The sequence below is a fragment of the Mesorhizobium sp. CA8 genome, assembly GCF_020164955.1.
In the GTDB taxonomy this organism is placed as follows: Bacteria; Pseudomonadota; Alphaproteobacteria; order Rhizobiales; family Rhizobiaceae; genus Mesorhizobium.
Genome location: NZ_JAIUHG010000008.1, coordinates 117,878 through 137,824, shown reverse-complemented (window position 1 = coordinate 137,824; position 19,947 = coordinate 117,878). Strand labels below are relative to the sequence as shown.

Sequence of the window (19,947 nt, the reverse complement as noted above, 5' to 3'; positions counted from 1 at the left end):
CGGTTTACTCCGGCCGCTACGCCGCGACCTTGCCGTCAAATGCATAAGTGAGGATCGCCACGCCCGTTGCGGTCGCGATCTGGCCGGACAGCTTCAGCGTCGAGGGCCCCTGTCCGGGCTCGAAAAGGCGCGAGCCTGCGCCCAGCACCAGCGGGTGGACCATCAGCACCAGTTCATCGACAAGCCCGTGCCGCATCAGCGCGCGCAACAGCTTGCCGCTGCCGAACATGACAAGCGTCTTATCGTGACCTTGCTTGAGCTCGCGCACTGCTTCGGCGGTATCGCCGGTAAGCAGCGTCGAATTTTCCCAGCGCGCTTGATACGCAGCGTCGTGCGAGGCGACGAACTTCTGCGCCCCGGTCAGCGCCCTGGTCATCGGATTGGCCGGCTGCCTGACGGCCCAGCCTTCGTGCAGGTCTTCATAGGTCGTCCGGCCGGCAAGCAGCGACCAGCCTCCGGCCATGGCGCGGCCGATGACCTCCTGCATCTTCGGGTCGCTGCCTGGAATCCCCCAGCCGCCATGCTCGAAACCGTTGCGCGTGTCTTCATCGGCACGCGCCGGCGCCTGGAAAACACCGTCCAGCGTCAGATGCTCGATGGCGACGATCCTTGTCATTTCATCCTTCGCTCCACGCCTTCAGCAGCGGCCCGTCGCCGCCGAAGAGCGGATCCTTGTCGGGCCGGCCGACCGTCGGGATGGTGCGCAGCGCCTCGGCATGCTGCTCCGGACTGCGACACAGATCGTATGTGCCGAAAGGCGGATAGGCGCCGACCACCAGAAGGTCAGCCGAGCCGGACAGGCGTTGGTGGCCTGTGCCTGCCGGCAGCACCGCCACGTCGCCGGCCTTGACCTGCAGCACCTTGCCCTTGTCGCCGCCGAAGCGGACCTCGGCGGCGCCGCGCGCGATGCCCAGCACCTCGTGAATGCGCGAATGGTAATGGACGAAGCCGTAGATGCCGTTGCGCCAGCTGTCGCCCCAGCCATTGGCGCCGAAAATATCCTCGAAGACGGCGGCCGGATCGACGTCGTCCGGCAACGGCACCGCGCCGGGATAGACGAGCATCGGCCAGCGCGGATGATTGGGAACCAGTCCGTCATCGGCGAAGCGGAAGGTGAGAGGCTCCTGTTTGTCGACGGGTTGCGCCATCTTTGCCGCTCCTGCAATCTTACCGTCTGGTCTAACGGCTTGTTGCGCGTTTTGCTCCGGTCAGTTCCAAGGAGGTCAGGATGAGTGCATTTCGCCTTTCGACAATCGGCTTTCTTGCCTCAGCGCTTGTGTCGGCCCTTTTCGTTGCCGCTGGCGTCAGCGCTATCGCGGCGCCCGCATCCGCTACGACGCCGGCCGCGACCGCTAACGCGGCGCTCGCGCAGAACCTCTACAAGCTCTGCCGCCAGGTGAAGAACGACGACACGGTCCGCCCCTATTCGCACGAGCTTTACGGCGGTACGGTCAAGGCGTTCAAGAAGCTGTTTCCAGACGCAAAGGGCACGCCGTCGGAATCGGAACTGCAGACGCAGGCCAATTACCGCTGCATGAACGGCAAGGTGCTGGCCTGTTTCGTCGGGGCCAACCTGCCCTGCGCGAAAATGAACGCGGCGCGCGACAATCCCGGCGCGGACGAGTTCTGCAAGGCCAACCCCAATGACGACATCGTACCGGCTTTCGCGACGGGGCACGACGTCGTCTATTCCTACAAATGTCAAAACGGCAAGGCGACGGTTGCCGGCAAGTCGTGGCAGCTCGACAAGCGCGGATTTGCGAAGACGCTATGGGCGGTGGTTCCCGAGCCTTAAAACGGTTCGGAGCCGGGCCGGCGGCTACACCTCGAGCATGACCTTGATGGCGCGGCGTTCGTCCATCGCGCGGTAGCCTTCGGCGACCTCGGCCAGCGGCAGCTTGAGGTCGAAGACCTTGCCGGGTTTGATACGGCCTTGCAGCACGCGCTCCACCAGGTCGGGAAGGAAGCGGCGCACCGGCGCCGGACCGCCCAGCATGCGCTTCTGGCCGAAGAACAGTCTCTGGCCGTCGAAGCTCACGCCACATAGGCCAACGCCGGGACGCGCATCGCAGGCCGAAACTCGACGATGCGCAGATAAAGACGCTTGACTCATCCTCTCCCTTCCGGACAAGTTGCGTTGTCAGACATCTTACATACGAAAGGGAGGTTTCGTGAGGAGATTTATCACTTGTTTCGCGCTGACTGCCGGCGCGCTCGCATTCGCGTCGGCAGCGTGGGCGGGAGAAACCCTGGACCGCGTCACAACCAAGAAGGCCATGGTGGTCGCGACCAACAGCGGATGGCCGCCGCAGAGCTTTCTCGACGAGAGCAACCAGCTGGTCGGTTTCGATATCGACGTCTCGAAAGAGATCGCCAAGCGCCTAGGCGTCGAGGTCAGCTTCGAGACGCCCGATTGGGCGACCATGACCGGCGGCCACTGGCAGGGCCGCTATGATCTTGGCGTCGGCTCGGTGACGCCGACCAAGGCCCGGGCCAGGGTGATCGATTTCGCCGGCATCTATTATTACAGCCCTTATGTCTATGTGGTCCACAAGGACAGCAAGGCAAAATCGGTGGACGATCTGAACGGCAAGGTGATCGGCGTCGAGACCGCCACCACGTCGGAAGATTTCATCCGCCGCCAACTGGAGATCGACGCTCCCGGCCTTCCGCCAGTCGAATACAAGCTGCAGCCTGGCGAGATCCGGACTTTCGCCGATTCCATGCTGCCCTTCGACGATTTGAGACTTGGGGACGGCGTGCGGCTCGACGCGGTCATCGCGCCCGAGCAGACCGCTCAAAACGCCATCAAGAACGGTTATCCGCTGCGCATCCTCGAGGGCGACTACGCCTTCCGCGAGCCGCTGGTGGTGATCGCCGACAAGGGCGATGCCGAGTGGACCACCAAGATCGGCGGCATCATCGACCAGATGAAGAAAGACGGCACGCTCGCCACGCTGACCACCAAGTGGTACGGCAAGAACTACAGCGCCGATTGACGCTCATCGCGGGCGGCCCCTCAAGGCCGCCTGCTTTCATCAGAACCCATCATGACCTATCCCGATACCTATTATCGCCGCACACTTGCCGACGAGAAGGCCAGACCACCGCTCGCGGGCCCGGCCGAATGCGAAACGGTCATTGTCGGCGGCGGACTGGCCGGTCTGACGACGGCGCTGCAGCTGGCGCGTGCCGGGCAGCAGGTCGTGCTGCTCGAAGCCGAGAGCATCGGCTTCGGCGCCTCGGGCCGCAACGGCGGCTTCGTCAGCCCGGGCTTCGCGACCGGCAGCGACAGGATCGCCGCGATGGCCGGTGCGGCAGCGGCACGAGAGCTGCACCGGCTGTCGATCGAAGGCGTCGATTTCGTGCGGCAGACGATCAAGGACCTCGACATCAAGGCAGCGAAGCCTCGCCCCGGAATCATGGGCGTGCTGCGCCATGATGGCGGTGCCGAACTGAAGGCTCATGCAGAGAAGCTGGCGCGGGATTTCGACTATCCGCTCGAATATCTCGAGCGCGACCAGGTGAGCGCTGTGCTGCATTCCGAGCGTTACTACCAGGGCCTGCGCGATGCCAACGCCTTCCACATGCATCCGCTGAACTATCTGCGCGCCATCGGGGCGGAGATCGAGCGGCTGGGCGGCAGGATTCACGAGGGCTCCAGCGCGATCGAGGCCAGACTCGACGGCCCGCACAAGACCATACGCACCGCAAGCGGCGAAGTACGCGCGCGGCAAGCGGTGTTTGCCACCGGCGGCTATACAGGACCGCTGATCGGCCGGCTGAAGCGGGCCATGTTGCCGATCGCGACCTATGTGATGCTGAGCGAGGAAGCCCCCGATCTCATCGCCGGCGCCATCGCGACGACGGATGCCGTCGGCGACAACCGCCGGGCCGGCGACTACTACCGCGTTGTGGAGGATGGAAACCGGCTGCTCTGGGGCGGGCGCATCACCACGCGGGCTGCTTCGCCGGCGGTGCTGGCCAGGGAATTGCGCCGGGAGATGGTTGGAACCTACCCTCAGCTCGCTACGCTCAAGACCGAACTCGCCTGGTCGGGACTGATGGCCTACGCTCGCCACCTCATGCCCCAGATCGGGCAGCTGCAGCCAGGCGCCTGGTATCTCACCGCGTTTGGCGGGCACGGCATCAACACGACGGCCATAGCCGGCAAGGTGGTTGCCGAGGCGATACTCGGCCAGTCGGACCGCCACCTTCTGTTCGCGCCGTTCGGACTGGCCTGGGCGGGCGGGCCGGTAGGGCTTGCCGCGGCGCAACTCACCTATTGGAAGCTGCAGGCGCAAGATTGGTGGCGCGAACGCCCCCGCTAACCAGAAGGGATATCGACAGGTGATCGGCAGACTGCTGCTCAACTATCCGGACGCCGCCCGCCGCATCGGCCTGTGCCTGGCGCTCGCCGCTTTCGCCGCGGGCCTCTACGGTCTCGGCATCAAGGCAGACTGGATCGGCAAGCTGATCCCGAGCTCGATCGAGTGGCTTGCGGCCAATCCCGCGGTGGCGCGAGCCGTCTCGGCGGTGCTGATCGCGCTGATCGTGGCCGCCAACTGGAAGGCGCTGCAGCAACTCGGGCGCAAGCAGCAGATCGTGGCCGTTTGGATCGAGCTGTTCGTGCTGCTGATGCTGTTCTTTTACTCCTTCGACCTGTCCTTTTCTTTCATTGCCAGGAAGATCGGGTTCCTCATTTCGCAAGGCGTGGTGACCACGCTCTACATTTCCGCCATTTCGATCGCCATCGCGACGGTCATCGCCTTCATCGGCGCCATAGCCAAGCTCTCCAAGAACGGCATCGTCTATGGGCTGGCAACCTTCTACACGTCGCTGTTTCGCGGGCTGCCATTGCTGATGCAGATCTACATCATCTATCTCGGCCTGCCGCAGGTCGGTTATGTGATCGGGGCCGTGCCCGCCGGGATCATGGCCCTGTCGCTTTGCTACGGCGCCTATATGACCGAGATTTTCCGGGCCGGCATCGAAAGCATTCCGCGCGGCCAGACGGAGGGAGCCACCGCGCTTGGGCTCAGCCCCAACCAGACGATGTTCCTGGTGATCCTGCCGCAGGCGATGCGCGTCATCGTGCCTCCGACGGGCAATCAGTTCATCGCGATGCTGAAGGATTCCTCCCTGGTCTCGGTGGTCGGGGTCTGGGAGATCATGTATCTGGCGCGCACGCAGGGCCAGACCGAGTTCCGGCACATCGAAATGCTGATCACCGCCTCGATGATCTATTGGCTTTTGTCCATCGGGCTCGAATTCCTGCAGTCCCGCATCGAGGAACGGTTCGGCCGCTCACTCAAACGCTGAGCTTCAATGGGGCATCCCCTCCTGGGGAAAGCCGCCGAGATGGCAGCAGGCCAGAGCGGCATGATCGCGGCCGCTTTCGAGGCACAGCAAGAGCGGCTTCCTGGCCAGCCAGGCATGCAGGAAACCGGCGATGAAACTGTCGCCGGCGCCGGTCGTGTCGACGACCTCGACCGGGCGGATGCCGGTCTCGGCGCGCTCGCGGGCCGTCAGCGCCATCGACCCCTCGGCACCGCGCATGACGACGGCGCAGCCTGCGCCGCGCGACAGGAGATCCGCGGCCATCGCTTCAGCCACGTGGCGATTTTGGCCGGTCTAGCAGAAAACTATGCTCAAACCCTCCACACCGAGATCGGCGGGATCGGCGTTGACCGAGATATCCTGCGAGACGCTGACCCCGGCCCGCGACAGGCGCCTGCGCAAAGCGCCGCCGTCATCCAGCCAGCCGATATGGACGTGATCCATCGTCCCCAGGATCGCCAGTTCGGCCTCGTCCGGCGCATAGCCGGCGCAGGCGCCGAAATCCTCGGCAGCGATCAAACGCTCGCCGGACGGCAAGACTTTGATGTCGGTCCAAGCGGTGTTGCGCTGGTCTAGGCGCAGGTGCTTGACCGCCACGCGATTGGCTTCGAGCTCACCGCGGGTGCGTTCGCCCTCGGCGTCGCGGCCGACCGCGCCGAAATAGAAGCTGTTATGGCCAAGCCGCGCGAGCTGGACGGCAACGTTGAGCGCGTTGCCGCCGACCAGCGAGCGGCCGATCGGCGCTCCGAGGCGGTCGATGCAGTTGTCGCCGACGGCGGCAAATCGAAAGCTGCTCATATCCTGCGCTGCGATCAAGCTGACGCCGAGAGCTAAGCTCAATAGGCAACGCGCCTATAGTAGCGGCGCGTCGTCAGCGGGTGGTTACGGATCACCTCGAGATGCGCGCTGACCCGTTCGAGGGCGGTCGCGAGCACGATCGGCGAAACCAGCGCGCGCACATCTGGCGAAATGCCGGGCAATTCGAAATCGGCCGTGTAGAGCACCGTCAACTTGTCCGTATAGTCAGGCGCGAATTTCTCGACGCGATCGGCCAGCGGCCGGGCGCTATCCTCGCCCTTGAAGAGCACGACACTGACGTCTTTGTCCACCAGCTCCAGCGTGCCATGGAAAAAGTCGGAAGCATGCACGGGGCGGGTCCGGATCCACTGCATCTCCTCCAGGATGCACATGCCATAATACCAGGCCTGCGGCCAGACATTCCCGGCGCCGGTTATGATGTGATAGTCGGAGGCGGCCAGTTTGTGCGCGAAGCCGGCGGCTTCCTGTTCATAGCTCCGCTTCACCTCCAGCAACAGTCGCGGCAACTGCTCCAGTTCGGCGAAAATCCGTTCGGATTCGGCGAGCTCGCCGCGATGCTTCAGCACTGCAAGCGCGATGAAGAGCGACTGGAGATAGAAGGATTCGCAGGACGTGTCGTCCTCGGCGAAGTTGACGAAGACATGGTCCCCGCCCTTGCCGAGCGGCGTCTCCTCATGTCCGACCAATGTGATCACCGTCGCCCCGACGTCCTTGATCCGGGACAGCAGTGCCACGCTTTCCTTGGTCGTGCCGGAGAGCGAGGGCAACACGACGATCGATTTGTCGGTCAGGTGCACGGATTGGACAAGCTGCAGCTCGGCGGTGATGTCGACGAAGGCCGGAAAGCCAGATCGGCGCTGCAGCAATTGCGCCGCCGGATGCATCAGGATCGCCGCACCGCCGGTGCCGAGAAAGAAGATGTTCTGCGCCCCGGCGGCGAGGCACTGCGCCACAACGGCTTCAATGCGCTCGCGCAAGGCCACCGCCCCCGATTGGATGCGCATAAACCGGGCTTCATCGAAATTGAGCATCGTTCCCTCGATCAATTCAGTTGTAAGACAACTGACATCTGCGGGAGCACATTTCAAGAGAAATTTTGCGGATAGGTTTGCATGCGTTGCCTATACGACATGCGATCGCCACCGCATGCCTCCGCTTGACCTGGGCGCGATTGTCCGACAACAAAAGGAGAGTTGGCATAATGGGGAAGAGGGACTTGGACGAGCCGCTTCGGGATGCGCGCACATTGGCGGTTCAGCTGCGCGACCGCTTGGCCGACCTCATCAGGACCGAAGGGCTCAAGCCCGGCGACCGGCTGCCAACGGAATCGCAGCTGACGCAGCGCTTCCGCATCTCGCGCCCTGCCCTACGCGAAGCGTTGAAGCTTCTCGAACAGGACGGCATCATCTCCGTCACCCATGGTCTCGGCCGCTTCGTGACCGCGAACTCCGCCGTCCAGGTCGACCGTCCAATCACGGTGTTCGAAAGCGTGACCGACATGTCGCGCCACTATGGCTACAACACCGTCAACAAGGTTCTTTCCATCGCCGAGGAAACGCCCGATCCATTTATCCAGCAGCAATTGCGGCTAGCGGACGGAGAGCGCGTCATCCGGCTTGAACGGCTGCGGCTGCACAACGATCTGCCCCTCATCTATTCGCTCGACTACGTACCGCGCAGCTTTTTGCCGGGGCGCCTTTTCGACATCGAATGGAGCGGCTCGCTGCTCGCGCTGTTGGAAAAGCACCGCCATCAGCCGCGTATGTCGGCCGCCTCCGTTGCAGCCGTGACGCTGCCCGACGAAATCGTGCAGCGCAACGACCTGCGCGACTTCGGGCCCGCCCTGCTCATTACGGAAACCTGTTTCGATGGGACCGGAACCCCGGTCGTCCATGCCGCCGTCTATCATCGCGGCAGCCATTTCGCCTTCAGCTTCGCACGAAAGTGAACGCGCAAACGGTGGCGATGATATCGAGGGCCGGTGACTAGCGGGGAAGCAGCCGCGAGACTTTGAGGCGCGGCGCGAAGAAGCAGCGCAGATAGGGCTGGTTGGTTATCACGTAATGGTTCTCGCAAATATGATAACGGCCGTCCGGGGATTCCTGCACGCGGTCTCGCGGAATGTTGAAACCATCGGGCAAGTAAACGTAGCCGCCGTCGGCCCTGGACTGCACTGAGGATTCCGGGATGGGGCGGCAATCCGTGCCGCCGCAACATTTGAAGTTCGTCACCGGGTCGAACTTGTTCTCGTACCAGTCATGGGCATCGGCGCCTGTCGCGGCGGCAATCCACATGGCTGCGACGATCACCCTTCGCATGGCATTCCTCGACGGTGCGGAGGCGCTGCTCATTCGAGCATCATCTATATTAGCGTTCCCCCGGAAACGCCATGTTTAGCGGAAGGTCTGGCAACAACGATGCCGGAACTGATCGATGGCGACAAATGAGGCCGGAGCTTCAAATCGAGGCTCCGGCCTGGTCCGCTCACACCAGCCTTTGTCCGCCGTCGATGTGGATGGTCTCGCCGGTCATGAACTCGTTCTGCATGAGATAGAGATAGGCCGGCGCGATGTCGGTGGGATTCGGAGATCGAGCCGGGCTGACGAGTGGCTCAGGAAACCTTCCTTCGGCTCGGCCTGGTCTACCCGCCGGAAGCGATCCGCCAGCGCAAGGTGAAGGCGTTTCGCGACTGGCTGTTTTCGGAGATCGAGCCGGGCTGACGAGCGGCTCAGGAAACCTTCCTTCGGCTCGGCGGTTGATACCGATCCGAGCGAGGTCATTCATGGCGAGACGAGATGCAGCGACAGCCCAACACTCCAAGCGGCCGCGCTCGCGTCCGCTGAAGGGCGAAGAGACGGAAGTGAAGCATATCGTCGAGACGCAGAATCTATCGCCCGCGCAGGCACGGGAGCTGGTGCGGCGATACGGCAACGATTGGCGCAAGATCGAGGAAGCCGCCAAAACCTACAAAGGCGACTAGGCCCGCACGACGGGCTGAAGCAGCCCGGATATCGATGCGAGCGGTCTCGCCGGCGGCTAGATCAGATCTCAACCTGAGCGCATTACGCCAGGCTCGCCGGCCTCGTCCCCTTGACCGGGACGCTGTCGGCCGGACACCAGATCCCGGAACTCGATGGTCGCTACCAGATAGCCGGCCTCGTCATATATATCTTGGTCATCCAGAAGGTCGGGTCTGAGCCTCCGACAATGCCGTCAAGCATGGCTTCCTTGGCAGCCCGTTTGGCCTCGGCTTTCGCGGTTTCGAGGCTTTCCATTTCGACGTAGATCGGTGGCAGCGCCGTGGATTCGAGGAACTCAATGCGGAATTTCGGCATTTGGCTCCCCGTTTCCAGCGGCAGATGGCGCAGGTGAGATCGATCCATGAACATCGCCGCCGCCATCGCTTTGCTTCTCCAGTACGGTCTCGGCGATATATTCCTTGAGGTCGCCAACTTCTTCGCTGATCTCGTCGGGCCCTATGCCCTCGTTTTCAGCGTCGGCGATGCATTGATCCGCCAATTCCGCGGCAACGATTTCCGCCGGGAGTGCTGCCGGAGCTTCAGCCTTGTGTTCATCGATCCATTCGCCCACGAAATGCGCCGTTTTGTTCACGAGGATATCCGCCTCCTGAGAGGCTTCGGCTACCGGCACTTTCATCTTTGCACCCATGCAAACCATCCTGAACATCTTCTTCAACGCCGGTTGCTCGCAAAGGATGCAGCGTTCTGTGGATAGTGCAGTTGGTCCAGAGATCGACTGGATGAGGCGCAGGTCCGGCACTCGCCGCACGCCCGGCCGGGAACCTGAACCAGGGTCGAACATTCTTGCTGTTGAAGACCACCAGAACTGACCCGGGGGACGAAATAGGTGAGGTCTCTAGGCTTTAGAGCGTCACTGGCTCGCAAAAAGGCGATCGTGGCCGGACGCAAGGCCGGCTATTGGCTCGACGTCCTCAAATATGTCGCCGTTGCGATCGTGGCCGGCGTGTTCACTCTGGCCGCGGTAAACCTGACCCCCGAGCCTCATGTCATCCGTACGATCGTTCCTCATCGTTTTCGATGCGGAGGACCCGCAATTCGTGCGAAGCATGAGCAGCTATTCGCAAGGGCAGATGTCCGAACGGAACAACGTGCAAACCCTGGTCAATGGCGACGAGATTTTTCCGGCGATGCTGCAAGCGATCGGCGCGGCGCAGGCCAGCGTGGACATGGAAACCTACATTTATTGGTCGGGCTCGGTCGGTTATCAGTTCGCCACGGCCCTGGCCGCGAAAGCCCGGCAAGGCGTCGAGGTTCGAGTGCTCGTCGACTGGCTCGGCAGCCTGCCTTTCGACGAGAACCTGATCCACATCATGACGGGCGCCGGGGTGCGCTTCCAGCGCTACCGGCCCATCTACTGGTACACGCTTGACCGCGTGAACAACCGGACACATCGGAAGCTGCTCATCGTGGACGGGCGAGTCGCCTTCACCGGCGGGGTCGGTATCGCGGACAACTGGCTGGGCGATGCGCGCAATCCGAGCGAATGGCGTGACACCCATTACCAAATTCAAGGACCTTCGGTCGCCGCTTTCCAGGCGGCCTTCGCCGAGAACTGGCTGGAGACCGTGGGCGAAACGTTGCAAGGAGAAAAGTTCTATCCGCCACCCGAACCCGCAGGTGCGCTAAGCGCCCAGTTGATCCTTTCATCGCAACCGAACGGCTCCGAGGACATGGAGCTGATGATGCTGGCTGCCATCGCCGCGGCCAAGGATCACCTGCGCATCGGCATGGCTTATTTCGTGCCGGACGAAATCGCGCTGCAGCAGATACTTGACGCCAGGAAGAGAGGCGTAGCCGTCGACGTCATCGTGCCCAATTCGCTGACCGATGTACCCATCGTGCGAAAAGGCTCGCGCCACTTCTGGGGCCAACTGCTCGAAGGGGGCGTGCGCATGTATGAGTTTCAGCCGACGATGTATCACCCCAAGCTCCTGATCGTCGACGACGTCTGGGCAAGCTTCGGTTCCACCAATCTGGACGAGCGTTCGTTGCGGCTGAATGACGAAGCCAGCCTTAATGTCTACGGTAAGGATTTTGCGCAGACGCAAATCGACTTGTTCAACGAGGACCTCAAGCGGTCGAGGCAGATCAGCCTGGCGGAGTGGCAGGCGCGCCCGATGAGCGAGAAGTTTACCGACTGGCTGGCCAGCAGGCTTCACGTGCAGTTATAGCATATCATCGCGGGAAAAGGTGGGGCGGCGGACGTCTGACAGCTACCTTCCGCCAGCTCGATTCACATAGGTTAGTGCGCATCATCTGCAAACATGCAGGATCGTCGTGCCAAAACGTTGAGATTGGCCAAGGCGGGCCTTCGGTCGCTGTGTCACGAACATGTCCGCTGGCCGGGTTTCCTTTGGGTTCAGGGCGATGGAGGCGGCAATGCCGATCACAAGACTGTCGAAAGGTGCGTTCACGCCCGATGAGGTGAGCTTCCTCGGTCGCGTTCTCGAGCTCAGCGCCGGCGCCAATGAAACCGAGGAGCAGCGGGAACGACGGGCCTTGCGCATCATCGGCAACTACATGGCGGGAATTACCGACGAGCGGGAGCTGGCGGAGCTTTCGCGAAGACCGCTGGGCAGATAGTGCCACCGCGGAGCGGCTAGCCAAGCAAAGCCGCATTGAAACTTTCGACGGTCTTCCCAGTTCGGTTGGAAGGAGGATCTTTGATATGACTGAACCCGGTGAAAGCAGTTCCCACGGCCGAATTGACGACAAGCAGCTCGTCATTCTGCTGAAAGAGAAAACCGGCATCTCGGAGGCTCAAGCCAGGAGGCTGATAAAGGCCGTCGGGCGCGACCGACCGTCGCTTCTGCGAGAAGCACGGATCATCAGGGCGCGTGCTCAGACGTCCACCTCAAGCCGCGTGTGATCGGCTGAATGCGGCGGATGCCCGCCGGATCTCGCGGCGGCGTTCGCGACGGGCTGCTTCGAAGATCGAGCCGGCTGAAGCAAAGCTCGTCGGAAATTCCCTGCTTGCGAAGACGTGCTTGTTGCGCGATGCTCCGCAAAATGGCTGGCGAATATCTGGACCACAAACTGGAATGCCCGTTTTGCGGCACCATCCGTCTGCATATCCCGGCCGATGCCCAGCCCGCAACACCGATCCATTGCGCCGAGTGCGGCGCATATCTCGGCACCTGGGACGAGCTTCAAACCGACTTCGAGCAGCAAGGCGGCACCGATGGCGTATTCCGGCTGGATAAGGGACGTATCCAGAAGCTCAATTCCAGTCGCTGACGAGCTCGCCACCGCCGGCTCGGGTGCCGGCTGATCGACCGAACAGCGCGCGGAACATTGGGCCTGCGAAATAGGACAATGACGGCATGCGCCAAGTCCTTGACGGCTCAAACTCGTAAACCCATATCCCATCCCAGGCGCGGACCGCTGATCCCCGCCCGTCCCAAATTCAAATTGTTCGTTCGATTTGGAGGATCTTATGAACGATCGGATGTTCGACAGCCCTGTTTTCGTCAAGAGCGGAGACAGCCTCATCCAGGAAATCGCCTGCCTCGAAGACGCCCTGGAATTTCTCTATGAATGGCCCAGGAACCGGCGTGGGCCGATCTATGAAACGGCGCTGCGCGCCTGCCAGCGGGCATTCGACAGCGGCTTTCCGCTGACGGCTGCCAGAGAGGCATTTTGCGGTTTTGCGAAGTCCGCCAGGATCCAGGAAGACGTGAGCACCACCTTGCCTTGGATGATCAGCAAAGGCGGCAAGGGCGGCGGGCTGACCGCCTAGTCGCGGATCGAGGAGGTTCGCGATGCTCGCCAAACCGTTCGAAAAGCCAATCCATGTCTGGGTAGGGCTGGGATTTCCGCGTCAGTTGAACACCGTGGCGGACGCCTATCAATTTGTCATCGACTGGTGCGGCAACAGCCCCGAGCAGAAGGCCGCGATCCGCGCCTGCAGGGCCGCCCTGGCTGGGGATGTGGATGCGGAAACAGCGAGGGGTGTTTTCGTCGCCTTTGCTCGCAAGAAGGATATCCTCATCGAGGATGGTGTCATTCCCCCCATCCCGGGAATTGCTCAGTCGAAACATGTCTGATGTGATTGAGGCGGCGGCCAGCGCCGCCTCAATCGTCTTCAGCCGCGATCGCCGCTAGCAAAGCACTTGCGACGGTCTTCGCTCCGCCCGCTCCCGAGAGGAACCAGATCGGGGCTGCCGCGTCATAGAGGCAGGCCCTTGTCGCGGTTCCGGAGTGATGTCGATGATCAGGCTCGTTGTTTTCGTTGCGGTGATGGCGCTCGCGCTTGCGTGCGGCGGCGCGCAGGCAGCGAGGCTGGAGCCCGACGCCGTCAACCAGGCGCAATTCAGCGAGGGCGAACCGAACGGCGTCAGCCCCATGCTGCTCAAGGCGCAGGTGCTTCTGGATCGCGCCCGCTTCTCCCCCGGCCTGATCGACGGCCGCGTTTCGGAGAACTTCACGAAAGCCGTCGCAGCCTTTCAGGCGGCGAACGGGCTGCCCTCCGACGGCAAGCTTACGCGAGATACCTGGGACAAGCTCGCTGCAACCTTCGCCGGCCCTGTGCTGACGACATACGAAGTCACCGCCAAGGATGTGCGCGGCCCCTTCACCAAGCGCATTCCAGCCCGCATGGAGAGCATGGCGCATCTCAAGCGCCTCGGCTACCGCAACGCACGCGAGAAGCTGGCGGAGCGGTTTCATGTCAGCGAACAATTGCTGAGGATGCTCAACCTCCGCGCGAAATTCAGCAAGGCCGGCACGACCTTGGTGGTGCCCGATGTCGGCCGAGGCGATCCTCCTTCACAGATTGCCAGCGTCGAGGTCGACAAGGCATCCCGCCAGGTGCGCGCCCTCGATGCGTCGGGCAAGGCGATTGCGGTCTATCCGGCTTCGATCGGCAGCGAGGAAAAGCCGGCGCCGAGCGGCACGGCCGAGGTCAAGCGCGTGGTGCACAATCCGACCTATCGCTACGATCCGAAATTCGCCTTCAAGGGGGTGAAAACCAAGCATCCCTTCACCATCGCCAAGGGGCCCAACAATCCCGTCGGATCGGTGTGGATCGACCTCTCGATCGAAAGCTACGGCATCCACGGCACGCCCGACCCGGGCAAGATCGGCACCACCTTCTCGCATGGCTGCATCCGGATGACCAACTGGGACGCCGAGGACCTCGCCGCCATGGTCAAGCCGGGCACCAAAGTCGACTTCAAGGACGAGACGGCGCAGGACGGGCAAGTGCAGTGAGATGCCGGCAGGTCGCGATCCGCCAATCGCGGATCGCTGCATAAGCGCAATTTATCGTCATCCTCAGTTTTTCAGAACGTTACACCGCCTTGCCTCGCCTGTAGCTTCGACGGCGCGCTTTTGAGAATGGTCCGGATTTGGTGGTTCGATGCAAACACATGCGCGGGTAGTGATCGTCGGCGGCGGATGCGTCGGAGCGGGTATTCTTTATGGCCTGGCCAAGCGCGGCTGGACCGATGTCGCGCTGCTCGAGCGCACGCAGCTCACCGCCGGCTCGACCTGGCATGCGGCGGGGCTGATTCCGTCCTATTCCCGCAACATCAATGTTGGGCGGATGATCAACAAGACGATCGAGATCTATGAGGGGCTGGAGGCCGAGACCGGGCAGCCGGTGGGCTGGCACAAATGCGGCCAGCTGCGCATCGCCAATTCCAGGGATCGGCTCGACGAATTCAAGAGCTACATCAGCGTCGCCGAGGTGCAGGGCATGCGGGCGCAATTGCTCACCCCCGACGAGGCGCGCAAGCTCTGGCCGCTGCTCGACAACAAACAGATGCTGGGCGCGCTCTACCACCCCGATGACGGCCATATCGCGCCGGCCGACGTCACGCATGCCATGGCCAAGGGCGCGCGGGATCTCGGCGCCAAGATTTATCTCAATACGGAGGTCACCGGGTTCAAGCGGACAGCCAGCGGCGAGTGGCTCGTCCAGACCAATAACGGTGATGTCACCTGCGAGCATGTGATTTGCGCCACGGGCAATTATGCGCGCCAGACCGGGGCGCTGCTCGGCCTCGACATCCCGGCGATTCCGATCCTGCACCAGTACTGGATCACCGAAGCGGTGCCGGAAGTCGTGGAGCGCAAGCGCGCCGGGCGGCCCGAAATGCCGATCCTGCGCGACGAGGGTTTTGAAGGATATCTGCGCGAAGAGGGCGATGGGCTGATGTTCGGGCCTTACGAACGCACCCAAAACCTGAAGCTGTTCGCCGAGGACGGCGTGCCTGCCTGGTTCGGCGCCGACCTGCTGGAAGAGGATTTCGAGGCGGTTTCGTGGAACTGGGAGCAGGCGCTGCAGCTGGTTCCGACCTTGGGGCGCGTCGGCATCAAGGCCAATGTGCGCGGACCCTTCCAGATGACGGTAGACGAGCTGCCTTTGATGGGACCGGCCTGGGGGCTGCCCAATGCGTGGCTGGCCGAAGGCGTGCCGGGCGGCATCCTGTGGGGCGGCACGATCGGCTATTATCTGTCGGAGCGGATCGTCGAGGGCGGCAACAGCCTCGACACGTCCGATCTCGACCCGCGTCGCTTCGGCGACTATGCCAACAAGGCCTGGACGCGCGAGAAGGTGCGCGAGGCCTGGGGCACGCATGCCGAACAGAAATATCCCGGACAGGACATGCCCGCCGCCCGGCCGCAGAAGACCGCGCCCTCCTACGACCGATTGACGGAGCTCGGTGCCGTGTGGGGCGTGCTCAATGGCTGGGAGATGCCCAACTGGTTCGCACGCGACGGCGTCGAGGCCAAGGACCAGTATAGCTGGCGCTGGACGCCCAAGGGGAACCTCGTCGGCGAGGAAGTGCTGGCGGTGCGCAACGCCGTCGGCCTCGTCGAGATGACGCCGATGACGAAGTTCGAAGTGTCCGGCCCGAATGCGGCTGCCTGGCTGGACGGGATCATCGCCAACCGCCTGCCGTCTGTCGGCAAGGTGACGCTGGCGCATCACCTCACCGCCAGCGGCGGCGTGCAGGCGGAATATATGGTGGCGCGTCTCGGCGAGGACCTGTTCTACCTGATCTCGACGCCGCGCGCCGAACGCTGGAACTTCGACGATCTTTCCAGACTGCTTCCCGCCGACGGCAGCGTATCCTTGAAGAACGTAACCAACGATCGCGGCTGCTTCACGGTCGTCGGGCCGAACGCGCGGGCCGTGCTGCAGCCACTGACCGAGATCGACCTTTCCAACGAAAGTTTTCCGTGGTTCGGCGTGAAGACCGGCGGCATCGCCTTGGCAAGCGACGTGCGGCTGCTGCGGGTGAACTATGAAGGCGAACTCGGCTGGGAGCTCTACCATCCCCTGCCCTACCAGCGGCAATTGCTCGACGCGATCCTCAAGGAAGGCGAGAAGCACGGCATGCGGCTGGTCGGGTTGCATGCGCTGGAGTCGCTTCGGCTCGAAAAATCCTATCGCGCCATGTATCGCGACATGAACCCGGAGCTCAACGCGCTGGAGAGCGGGCTGGAGCGCTTCATCCGCCTCGACAAGGACTTCATCGGGCGCGACGCGGTTCTGAAATACAAAGGGCGGAACGATCGGCGGCGCTCCGTGACGCTCAGGATCGACACCGATGGCGCAAGCACGCTTGCCAATGAAGGGCTCTATAGCGACGGCGCGCTGGTCGGGCGCATCACGTCGGGCGGCTACGGCTATGCGCTTGGGCATGACGTGGCGCTGGCGCTGCTGCCCGAGCGGTTTTCGAAGCCAGGCACCAAGCTCGACGTCGCGGTCCTGGGCGACTGGAAGATCGCTGAGGTTATTGCGGATTCGCCTTACGATCCGACCTCGGCCAGGGCTCGGATGTAATAGGCGGGGCCAGCAAAGGCCCCGTTGCCGACGTGTCCTTCGGAGGGAGCCCGTATGCGCATCGATCGGATCAACGTCTATTCGGCGCAACTGCCGGTCAAAGGCGGCGTCTACCGCATGGCCAGCGCCGATGTGGAGGCTCTGGACTCGACGCTTGTCGAGATCGTCACCGATGACGGCTTTGCCGGATGGGGCGAGACCTGCCCGATCGGCCCGGTTTACCAGCCGCATCATGCGCTGGGCGCCCGCGCGGCGATCGCCGAGATCGCGCCGGGGCTGATCGGCTCGGAGATCGCCTCGATCAGGCTTCTGGCCAAGCAGATGGACGAGCGGCTCAACGGCCACGGTTATGCCAAGGCCGCCTTCGACATGGCGTTCCTCGACCTACTCGGCCAAAAACTCGGCGTGCCGGTCTCGACGCTGCTGGGCGGCGCGCTGACCGACCGCGTGCCGGCCTATTATTCGCTGATCGTGGGTGCCCCGGACGAGACGGCGAGGATCGCCGCCGATAAGGTGAAGGCCGGCTATCCGCGCCTACAGGTGAAGATCGGAGGCCGCAACCTGGAGGAAGACGTCGCCGTCATCCACAAGGTCTGGGAAGCGGTCGGTTACAAAGCGCGCATCGCGGTCGACGGCAACCGGGGCCTGACGGTGGCCGCCGCGATCCATCTCGACCGGCTCTGCCAGAAAATCCCGTTCATCTTCGAGCAGCCCTGCAACACGATGGACGAGATCGCGACGCTGAAAGGCCGCGTCACGCATCCGGTCTATCTCGACGAAAGCACCGAAGACCAGAACGCGGTGCTGAGGGCAATCTCGCTGGGGATTGCCGATGGCTTCGGCTTCAAGGTGACACGTCTGGGTGGCCTGACGAAGATGACGACGGTGCGCGATCTCTGTGCCATCCGCTCCTTGCCGCACAGTTGCGACGACGCCTGGGGCGGCGACATCATCGCGGCGGCCTGCGTGCATCTGGCCGCCACGGTCGAGCCGCGCCGTATGGAAGGCGCCTGGATAGCCCAGGAATACATCAAAGGCCATTTCGACCAGAAGCACCCGGTCGTCATCCAGCAAGGCCACATCGCCGTGCCGCAGCGGCCGGGGCTCGGCGTGAAACCCGAGCCCGGCATGTTCGGCAAAGCGATGGCGATATACGGGCCGTAACTCCAGGCGCAAACCTGCGCGTGGGCCGAATTTTGCCCGCGATCACTTCGTGAACGAAGCGGATCGTTCCGCCCTGCCCTGCGTTCTTGTGACACGCTAGGAGGAACGGCGATGGACGACGATCGGACCGAGAAGATCAGGCAACGTGCCTATGAGATCTTTCAACGCGAGGGTGGCATCCTCGGCAATCATGAACGGCACTGGCATCAAGCCGAAATGGAGATCGACCGCGAAGCGGCCCTGCCGATGACGGCGGACGACGCACTGCCCGAAACGCGCGAGATCGACAGCGCTGATGTGCTGACGGTGGAGGCACTTGCGGTACGCACCGGCATTTCGGGTGAGGAGGCGCAGGAACTGCTCGACAGGCTGGGCAACGACCGCGCGGCGATCGAGCAGGCGGCACGCGATCTGCAGACCAAGCGTCGAAGCTAATCCGCCGGCAAAGTCAGCCGGTCGGATTTCGACCCGCTGCAGGCCGCCCCATAACTCCGTTCCGGGTTGACAGGCCAGACGCGTCGCCTTAATTTCGCGTTAGTGTCTACTAACGCGAAATATTGGACGGCGCTCGGCGATCCGACACGGCGCACGATCTTCGAACTGCTGGTCGACCGACCCAGTTCGGTGAGCGGGCTCGCCAATGTGTTGCCGGTCACGAGGCCGGCGGTCTCGCAGCACTTGAAGGTTCTCAAGGATGCCGGGCTGGTGGCCGACACGCGCTCGGGCAAGGAACGCATTTACCGCATCGATCCGGGTGGCCTCGCGGCCTTTCGGGCTGAGATCGACCAGTTCTGGGTGAAGACGCTTGCCGCCTACGCGCAAATTGTCGAGCAACCGACAGAGGACGAAACATGATCAAGCAACCGGCCCCTGCTCCCGTAAGGCATTCGGTCGTGGTCGCGGCGCCGATCGCGCGCGCCTTCAAGGTGTTCACCGAGGATTTCGGCAATTTCAAACCCCGCGAGCACAATCTGCTCGCCGTGCCGATCGCGGAAACGATCTTCGAGCCGCGGGTCGGCGGCCACGTCTACGATCGCGGCGTCGACGGCTCGGAATGCCGCTTCGCGCGTGTGCTCGCCTACGAGCCGCCGAACCGGCTGCTTCTGAGTTGGGACATCAACCCGCGCTGGCAGATTGAAACCGACCCCGCCAAGACCAGCGAGTGGGAAGTCCGCTTCACGGCCGAGGCGGAAAACCGGACCCGGGTCGAAATCGAGCATCGCCATATCGAGCGCCATGGCCAGGGCTGGGAAAGCGTGCGCGGCGGCGTCGACGGCGATCAGGGCTGGCCGCTTTACCTTCAGCGGTACCAGGAGCTTTTTGCCCGGGCGGCCTGACGGCAGCGCCCCGGATCGCCGAACGGCCGCGGCCGACATGGCCACAGCGACGAGGAGGAGAGCAGACCATGGAATCCTACTGGTTGAGCGTTCTTGGCGTGCTTGCGCTCTGTCTCCTGTCGGTGGCGCTGGCGATCTATTCCGGCTCGTCCAAGGGATTTGCAGGCAAGCTTGCGGGTCCGGTCATCCCGGCGGACGACGATAATCCGCTCTACCGCATCGACCGCGTCCACATGAACTCGGTCGAGGCGCTCGCGCCCTTTGTTGTGCCCGCTGTGTTGGCGATGATGGCCGGTGTCGGACCGGGGACGCTGGCCGTGCTCGTGTGGATCCACCTTGCGATACGCCTCATGCACATGGCGGTCTACTTGCGTGGCGGAAACGTCGCCAAGGGCGGCAGCGTCAGGACGATCCTCTATGTCTCGGGCGCGCTGGTCACGCTTATCCTCAT

At 63.0% G+C, this 19,947-nt stretch carries 24 protein-coding genes and 3 pseudogenes; 19 read left to right on the top strand and 8 right to left on the bottom strand.

The genetic code is table 11. From position 1 onward, the window contains the following. Positions 1–16: 16 nt before the first annotated feature. Both LB553_RS11740 and LB553_RS11735 read right to left on the bottom strand, forming a co-directional pair. On the bottom strand, positions 17–616 hold the full coding sequence (locus LB553_RS11740; protein WP_224513325.1) for a dihydrofolate reductase family protein: 600 nt from the start codon (positions 614–616) through the stop codon (positions 17–19). A gap of 1 nt (position 617) precedes the next feature. Continuing rightward, positions 618–1,148: a cupin gene (locus LB553_RS11735; protein WP_224513323.1), complete on the bottom strand. Its 531-nt coding sequence runs from the start codon at positions 1,146–1,148 to the stop codon at positions 618–620. Between the two features lie 80 nt (positions 1,149–1,228). Between LB553_RS11735 and LB553_RS11730 the strand changes: the two genes are divergently transcribed. Further along, a complete protein-coding gene (locus tag LB553_RS11730; RefSeq protein WP_224513321.1) occupies positions 1,229–1,795 on the top strand; it encodes a hypothetical protein in 567 nt (188 codons plus the stop codon). A 24-nt stretch (positions 1,796–1,819) separates the two neighbouring features. On the opposite strand, the pseudogene LB553_RS11725 reads toward LB553_RS11730, so the two are convergent. Further along, positions 1,820–2,065 (bottom strand): annotated as a pseudogene (locus tag LB553_RS11725) (IMP dehydrogenase); the annotation flags it as partial. Positions 2,066–2,171: 106 nt separating this feature from the next. Between LB553_RS11725 and LB553_RS11720 the strand changes: the two are divergent. The 3 genes from LB553_RS11720 to LB553_RS11710 are packed head-to-tail and all read left to right on the top strand — an operon-like array spanning position 2,172 to position 5,322. Continuing rightward, positions 2,172–2,999: a transporter substrate-binding domain-containing protein gene (locus tag LB553_RS11720; RefSeq protein ID WP_224513320.1), complete on the top strand. Its 828-nt coding sequence runs from the start codon at positions 2,172–2,174 to the stop codon at positions 2,997–2,999. 51 nt (positions 3,000–3,050) lie between these two features. Then, a complete protein-coding gene (locus LB553_RS11715; protein ID WP_224513319.1) occupies positions 3,051–4,331 on the top strand; it encodes an NAD(P)/FAD-dependent oxidoreductase in 1,281 nt (426 codons plus the stop codon). Between the two features lie 19 nt (positions 4,332–4,350). Further along, positions 4,351–5,322 (top strand): amino acid ABC transporter permease, encoded by a 972-nt coding sequence (locus LB553_RS11710; RefSeq protein WP_224513318.1) that lies wholly within the window; start codon positions 4,351–4,353, stop codon positions 5,320–5,322. 3 nt (positions 5,323–5,325) lie between these two features. Here LB553_RS11710 and LB553_RS11705 read toward each other — a convergent pair. After that, a pseudogene (locus LB553_RS11705) lies at positions 5,326–6,138 on the bottom strand (PfkB family carbohydrate kinase). A 38-nt stretch (positions 6,139–6,176) separates the two neighbouring features. Next, positions 6,177–7,190, bottom strand: a complete 1,014-nt coding sequence (locus tag LB553_RS11700; protein WP_224513317.1) for an SIS domain-containing protein — start codon at positions 7,188–7,190, stop codon at positions 6,177–6,179. A 185-nt stretch (positions 7,191–7,375) separates the two neighbouring features. On the opposite strand from LB553_RS11700, the gene LB553_RS11695 reads away from it, so the two are divergent. After that, positions 7,376–8,107, top strand: a complete 732-nt coding sequence (locus tag LB553_RS11695) for a GntR family transcriptional regulator (RefSeq protein WP_318011495.1) — start codon at positions 7,376–7,378, stop codon at positions 8,105–8,107. A 37-nt stretch (positions 8,108–8,144) separates the two neighbouring features. On the opposite strand, the gene LB553_RS11690 is transcribed toward LB553_RS11695, so the two are convergent. Beyond that, positions 8,145–8,510 (bottom strand): hypothetical protein, encoded by a 366-nt coding sequence (locus LB553_RS11690; protein WP_224513315.1) that lies wholly within the window; start codon positions 8,508–8,510, stop codon positions 8,145–8,147. A 431-nt stretch (positions 8,511–8,941) separates the two neighbouring features. Between LB553_RS11690 and LB553_RS11685 the strand changes: the two genes are divergently transcribed. Next, a complete protein-coding gene (locus LB553_RS11685) occupies positions 8,942–9,139 on the top strand; it encodes a hypothetical protein (protein WP_224513314.1) in 198 nt (65 codons plus the stop codon). Positions 9,140–9,299: 160 nt separating this feature from the next. On the opposite strand, the gene LB553_RS11680 is transcribed toward LB553_RS11685, so the two are convergent. Together LB553_RS11680 and LB553_RS11675 are read right to left on the bottom strand one after the other, a co-directional pair. Then, complete coding sequence (locus LB553_RS11680) at positions 9,300–9,494, bottom strand: hypothetical protein (protein WP_224513312.1); 195 nt, start codon at positions 9,492–9,494, stop codon at positions 9,300–9,302. Then, a complete protein-coding gene (locus LB553_RS11675; RefSeq protein ID WP_224513310.1) occupies positions 9,475–9,828 on the bottom strand; it encodes a hypothetical protein in 354 nt (117 codons plus the stop codon). The genes LB553_RS11680 and LB553_RS11675 overlap by 20 nt, the downstream gene beginning before the upstream one ends. A gap of 418 nt (positions 9,829–10,246) precedes the next feature. Here LB553_RS11675 and LB553_RS11670 point away from each other — a divergent pair, with 418 nt between their 5' ends. The 13 genes and pseudogenes from LB553_RS11670 to LB553_RS11610 all read left to right on the top strand — a co-directional run. Beyond that, positions 10,247–11,371, top strand: a complete 1,125-nt coding sequence (locus LB553_RS11670) for a phospholipase D-like domain-containing protein (RefSeq protein WP_224513308.1) — start codon at positions 10,247–10,249, stop codon at positions 11,369–11,371. A gap of 208 nt (positions 11,372–11,579) precedes the next feature. Then, positions 11,580–11,783, top strand: a complete 204-nt coding sequence (locus tag LB553_RS11665; RefSeq protein ID WP_224513306.1) for a hypothetical protein — start codon at positions 11,580–11,582, stop codon at positions 11,781–11,783. Positions 11,784–11,868: 85 nt separating this feature from the next. After that, positions 11,869–12,069: a hypothetical protein gene (locus LB553_RS11660; RefSeq protein WP_224513305.1), complete on the top strand. Its 201-nt coding sequence runs from the start codon at positions 11,869–11,871 to the stop codon at positions 12,067–12,069. A 140-nt stretch (positions 12,070–12,209) separates the two neighbouring features. Continuing rightward, a complete protein-coding gene (locus tag LB553_RS11655) occupies positions 12,210–12,437 on the top strand; it encodes a hypothetical protein (protein WP_201415403.1) in 228 nt (75 codons plus the stop codon). Between the two features lie 199 nt (positions 12,438–12,636). Then, entirely contained in the window at positions 12,637–12,939 is a 303-nt protein-coding gene (locus tag LB553_RS11650) for a DUF982 domain-containing protein (protein WP_224513302.1), read from the top strand. A gap of 22 nt (positions 12,940–12,961) precedes the next feature. Beyond that, positions 12,962–13,246 (top strand): DUF982 domain-containing protein, encoded by a 285-nt coding sequence (locus tag LB553_RS11645; protein WP_224513300.1) that lies wholly within the window; start codon positions 12,962–12,964, stop codon positions 13,244–13,246. A gap of 163 nt (positions 13,247–13,409) precedes the next feature. Then, on the top strand, positions 13,410–14,411 hold the full coding sequence (locus LB553_RS11640; protein WP_224513298.1) for a L,D-transpeptidase family protein: 1,002 nt from the start codon (positions 13,410–13,412) through the stop codon (positions 14,409–14,411). 148 nt (positions 14,412–14,559) lie between these two features. Further along, complete coding sequence (locus LB553_RS11635; protein WP_224513296.1) at positions 14,560–16,995, top strand: GcvT family protein; 2,436 nt, start codon at positions 14,560–14,562, stop codon at positions 16,993–16,995. A gap of 54 nt (positions 16,996–17,049) precedes the next feature. Continuing rightward, positions 17,050–18,159: a mandelate racemase/muconate lactonizing enzyme family protein gene (locus LB553_RS11630; protein ID WP_224513293.1), complete on the top strand. Its 1,110-nt coding sequence runs from the start codon at positions 17,050–17,052 to the stop codon at positions 18,157–18,159. Between the two features lie 111 nt (positions 18,160–18,270). Beyond that, positions 18,271–18,594, top strand: a complete 324-nt coding sequence (locus tag LB553_RS11625) for a DUF2934 domain-containing protein (protein ID WP_224513291.1) — start codon at positions 18,271–18,273, stop codon at positions 18,592–18,594. Between the two features lie 102 nt (positions 18,595–18,696). Beyond that, positions 18,697–19,014 (top strand): ArsR/SmtB family transcription factor, encoded by a 318-nt coding sequence (locus tag LB553_RS11620; RefSeq protein WP_224513288.1) that lies wholly within the window; start codon positions 18,697–18,699, stop codon positions 19,012–19,014. Then, entirely contained in the window at positions 19,011–19,496 is a 486-nt protein-coding gene (locus tag LB553_RS11615; protein ID WP_224513286.1) for an SRPBCC family protein, read from the top strand. The genes LB553_RS11620 and LB553_RS11615 overlap by 4 nt, the downstream gene beginning before the upstream one ends. Positions 19,497–19,564: 68 nt before the next feature. Then, positions 19,565–19,891 (top strand): annotated as a pseudogene (locus LB553_RS11610) (MAPEG family protein); the annotation flags it as partial. Between the last annotated feature and the right edge of the window lie 56 nt (positions 19,892–19,947).

What these genes read in the sequence shown, in the direction of transcription:
- LB553_RS11670 (WP_224513308.1), top strand. Translation starts at nt 10,247, where the DNA reads ATGAGCAGCTATTCGCAAGGGCAGATGTCCGAACGGAACAACGTGCAA.
- LB553_RS11735 (WP_224513323.1), bottom strand. Translation starts at nt 1,148, where the DNA reads ATGGCGCAACCCGTCGACAAACAGGAGCCTCTCACCTTCCGCTTCGCC.
- LB553_RS11715 (WP_224513319.1), top strand. Translation starts at nt 3,051, where the DNA reads ATGACCTATCCCGATACCTATTATCGCCGCACACTTGCCGACGAGAAG.
- LB553_RS11685 (WP_224513314.1), top strand. Translation starts at nt 8,942, where the DNA reads ATGGCGAGACGAGATGCAGCGACAGCCCAACACTCCAAGCGGCCGCGC.
- LB553_RS11640 (WP_224513298.1), top strand. Translation starts at nt 13,410, where the DNA reads ATGATCAGGCTCGTTGTTTTCGTTGCGGTGATGGCGCTCGCGCTTGCG.
- LB553_RS11690 (WP_224513315.1), bottom strand. Translation starts at nt 8,510, where the DNA reads ATGAGCAGCGCCTCCGCACCGTCGAGGAATGCCATGCGAAGGGTGATC.
- LB553_RS11655 (WP_201415403.1), top strand. Translation starts at nt 12,210, where the DNA reads ATGGCTGGCGAATATCTGGACCACAAACTGGAATGCCCGTTTTGCGGC.
- LB553_RS11615 (WP_224513286.1), top strand. Translation starts at nt 19,011, where the DNA reads ATGATCAAGCAACCGGCCCCTGCTCCCGTAAGGCATTCGGTCGTGGTC.
- LB553_RS11700 (WP_224513317.1), bottom strand. Translation starts at nt 7,190, where the DNA reads ATGCTCAATTTCGATGAAGCCCGGTTTATGCGCATCCAATCGGGGGCG.
- LB553_RS11625 (WP_224513291.1), top strand. Translation starts at nt 18,271, where the DNA reads ATGGACGACGATCGGACCGAGAAGATCAGGCAACGTGCCTATGAGATC.
- LB553_RS11635 (WP_224513296.1), top strand. Translation starts at nt 14,560, where the DNA reads ATGCAAACACATGCGCGGGTAGTGATCGTCGGCGGCGGATGCGTCGGA.
- LB553_RS11650 (WP_224513302.1), top strand. Translation starts at nt 12,637, where the DNA reads ATGAACGATCGGATGTTCGACAGCCCTGTTTTCGTCAAGAGCGGAGAC.
- LB553_RS11660 (WP_224513305.1), top strand. Translation starts at nt 11,869, where the DNA reads ATGACTGAACCCGGTGAAAGCAGTTCCCACGGCCGAATTGACGACAAG.
- LB553_RS11645 (WP_224513300.1), top strand. Translation starts at nt 12,962, where the DNA reads ATGCTCGCCAAACCGTTCGAAAAGCCAATCCATGTCTGGGTAGGGCTG.
- LB553_RS11740 (WP_224513325.1), bottom strand. Translation starts at nt 616, where the DNA reads ATGACAAGGATCGTCGCCATCGAGCATCTGACGCTGGACGGTGTTTTC.
- LB553_RS11630 (WP_224513293.1), top strand. Translation starts at nt 17,050, where the DNA reads ATGCGCATCGATCGGATCAACGTCTATTCGGCGCAACTGCCGGTCAAA.
- LB553_RS11730 (WP_224513321.1), top strand. Translation starts at nt 1,229, where the DNA reads ATGAGTGCATTTCGCCTTTCGACAATCGGCTTTCTTGCCTCAGCGCTT.
- LB553_RS11680 (WP_224513312.1), bottom strand. Translation starts at nt 9,494, where the DNA reads ATGCCGAAATTCCGCATTGAGTTCCTCGAATCCACGGCGCTGCCACCG.
- LB553_RS11675 (WP_224513310.1), bottom strand. Translation starts at nt 9,828, where the DNA reads ATGGGTGCAAAGATGAAAGTGCCGGTAGCCGAAGCCTCTCAGGAGGCG.
- LB553_RS11665 (WP_224513306.1), top strand. Translation starts at nt 11,580, where the DNA reads ATGCCGATCACAAGACTGTCGAAAGGTGCGTTCACGCCCGATGAGGTG.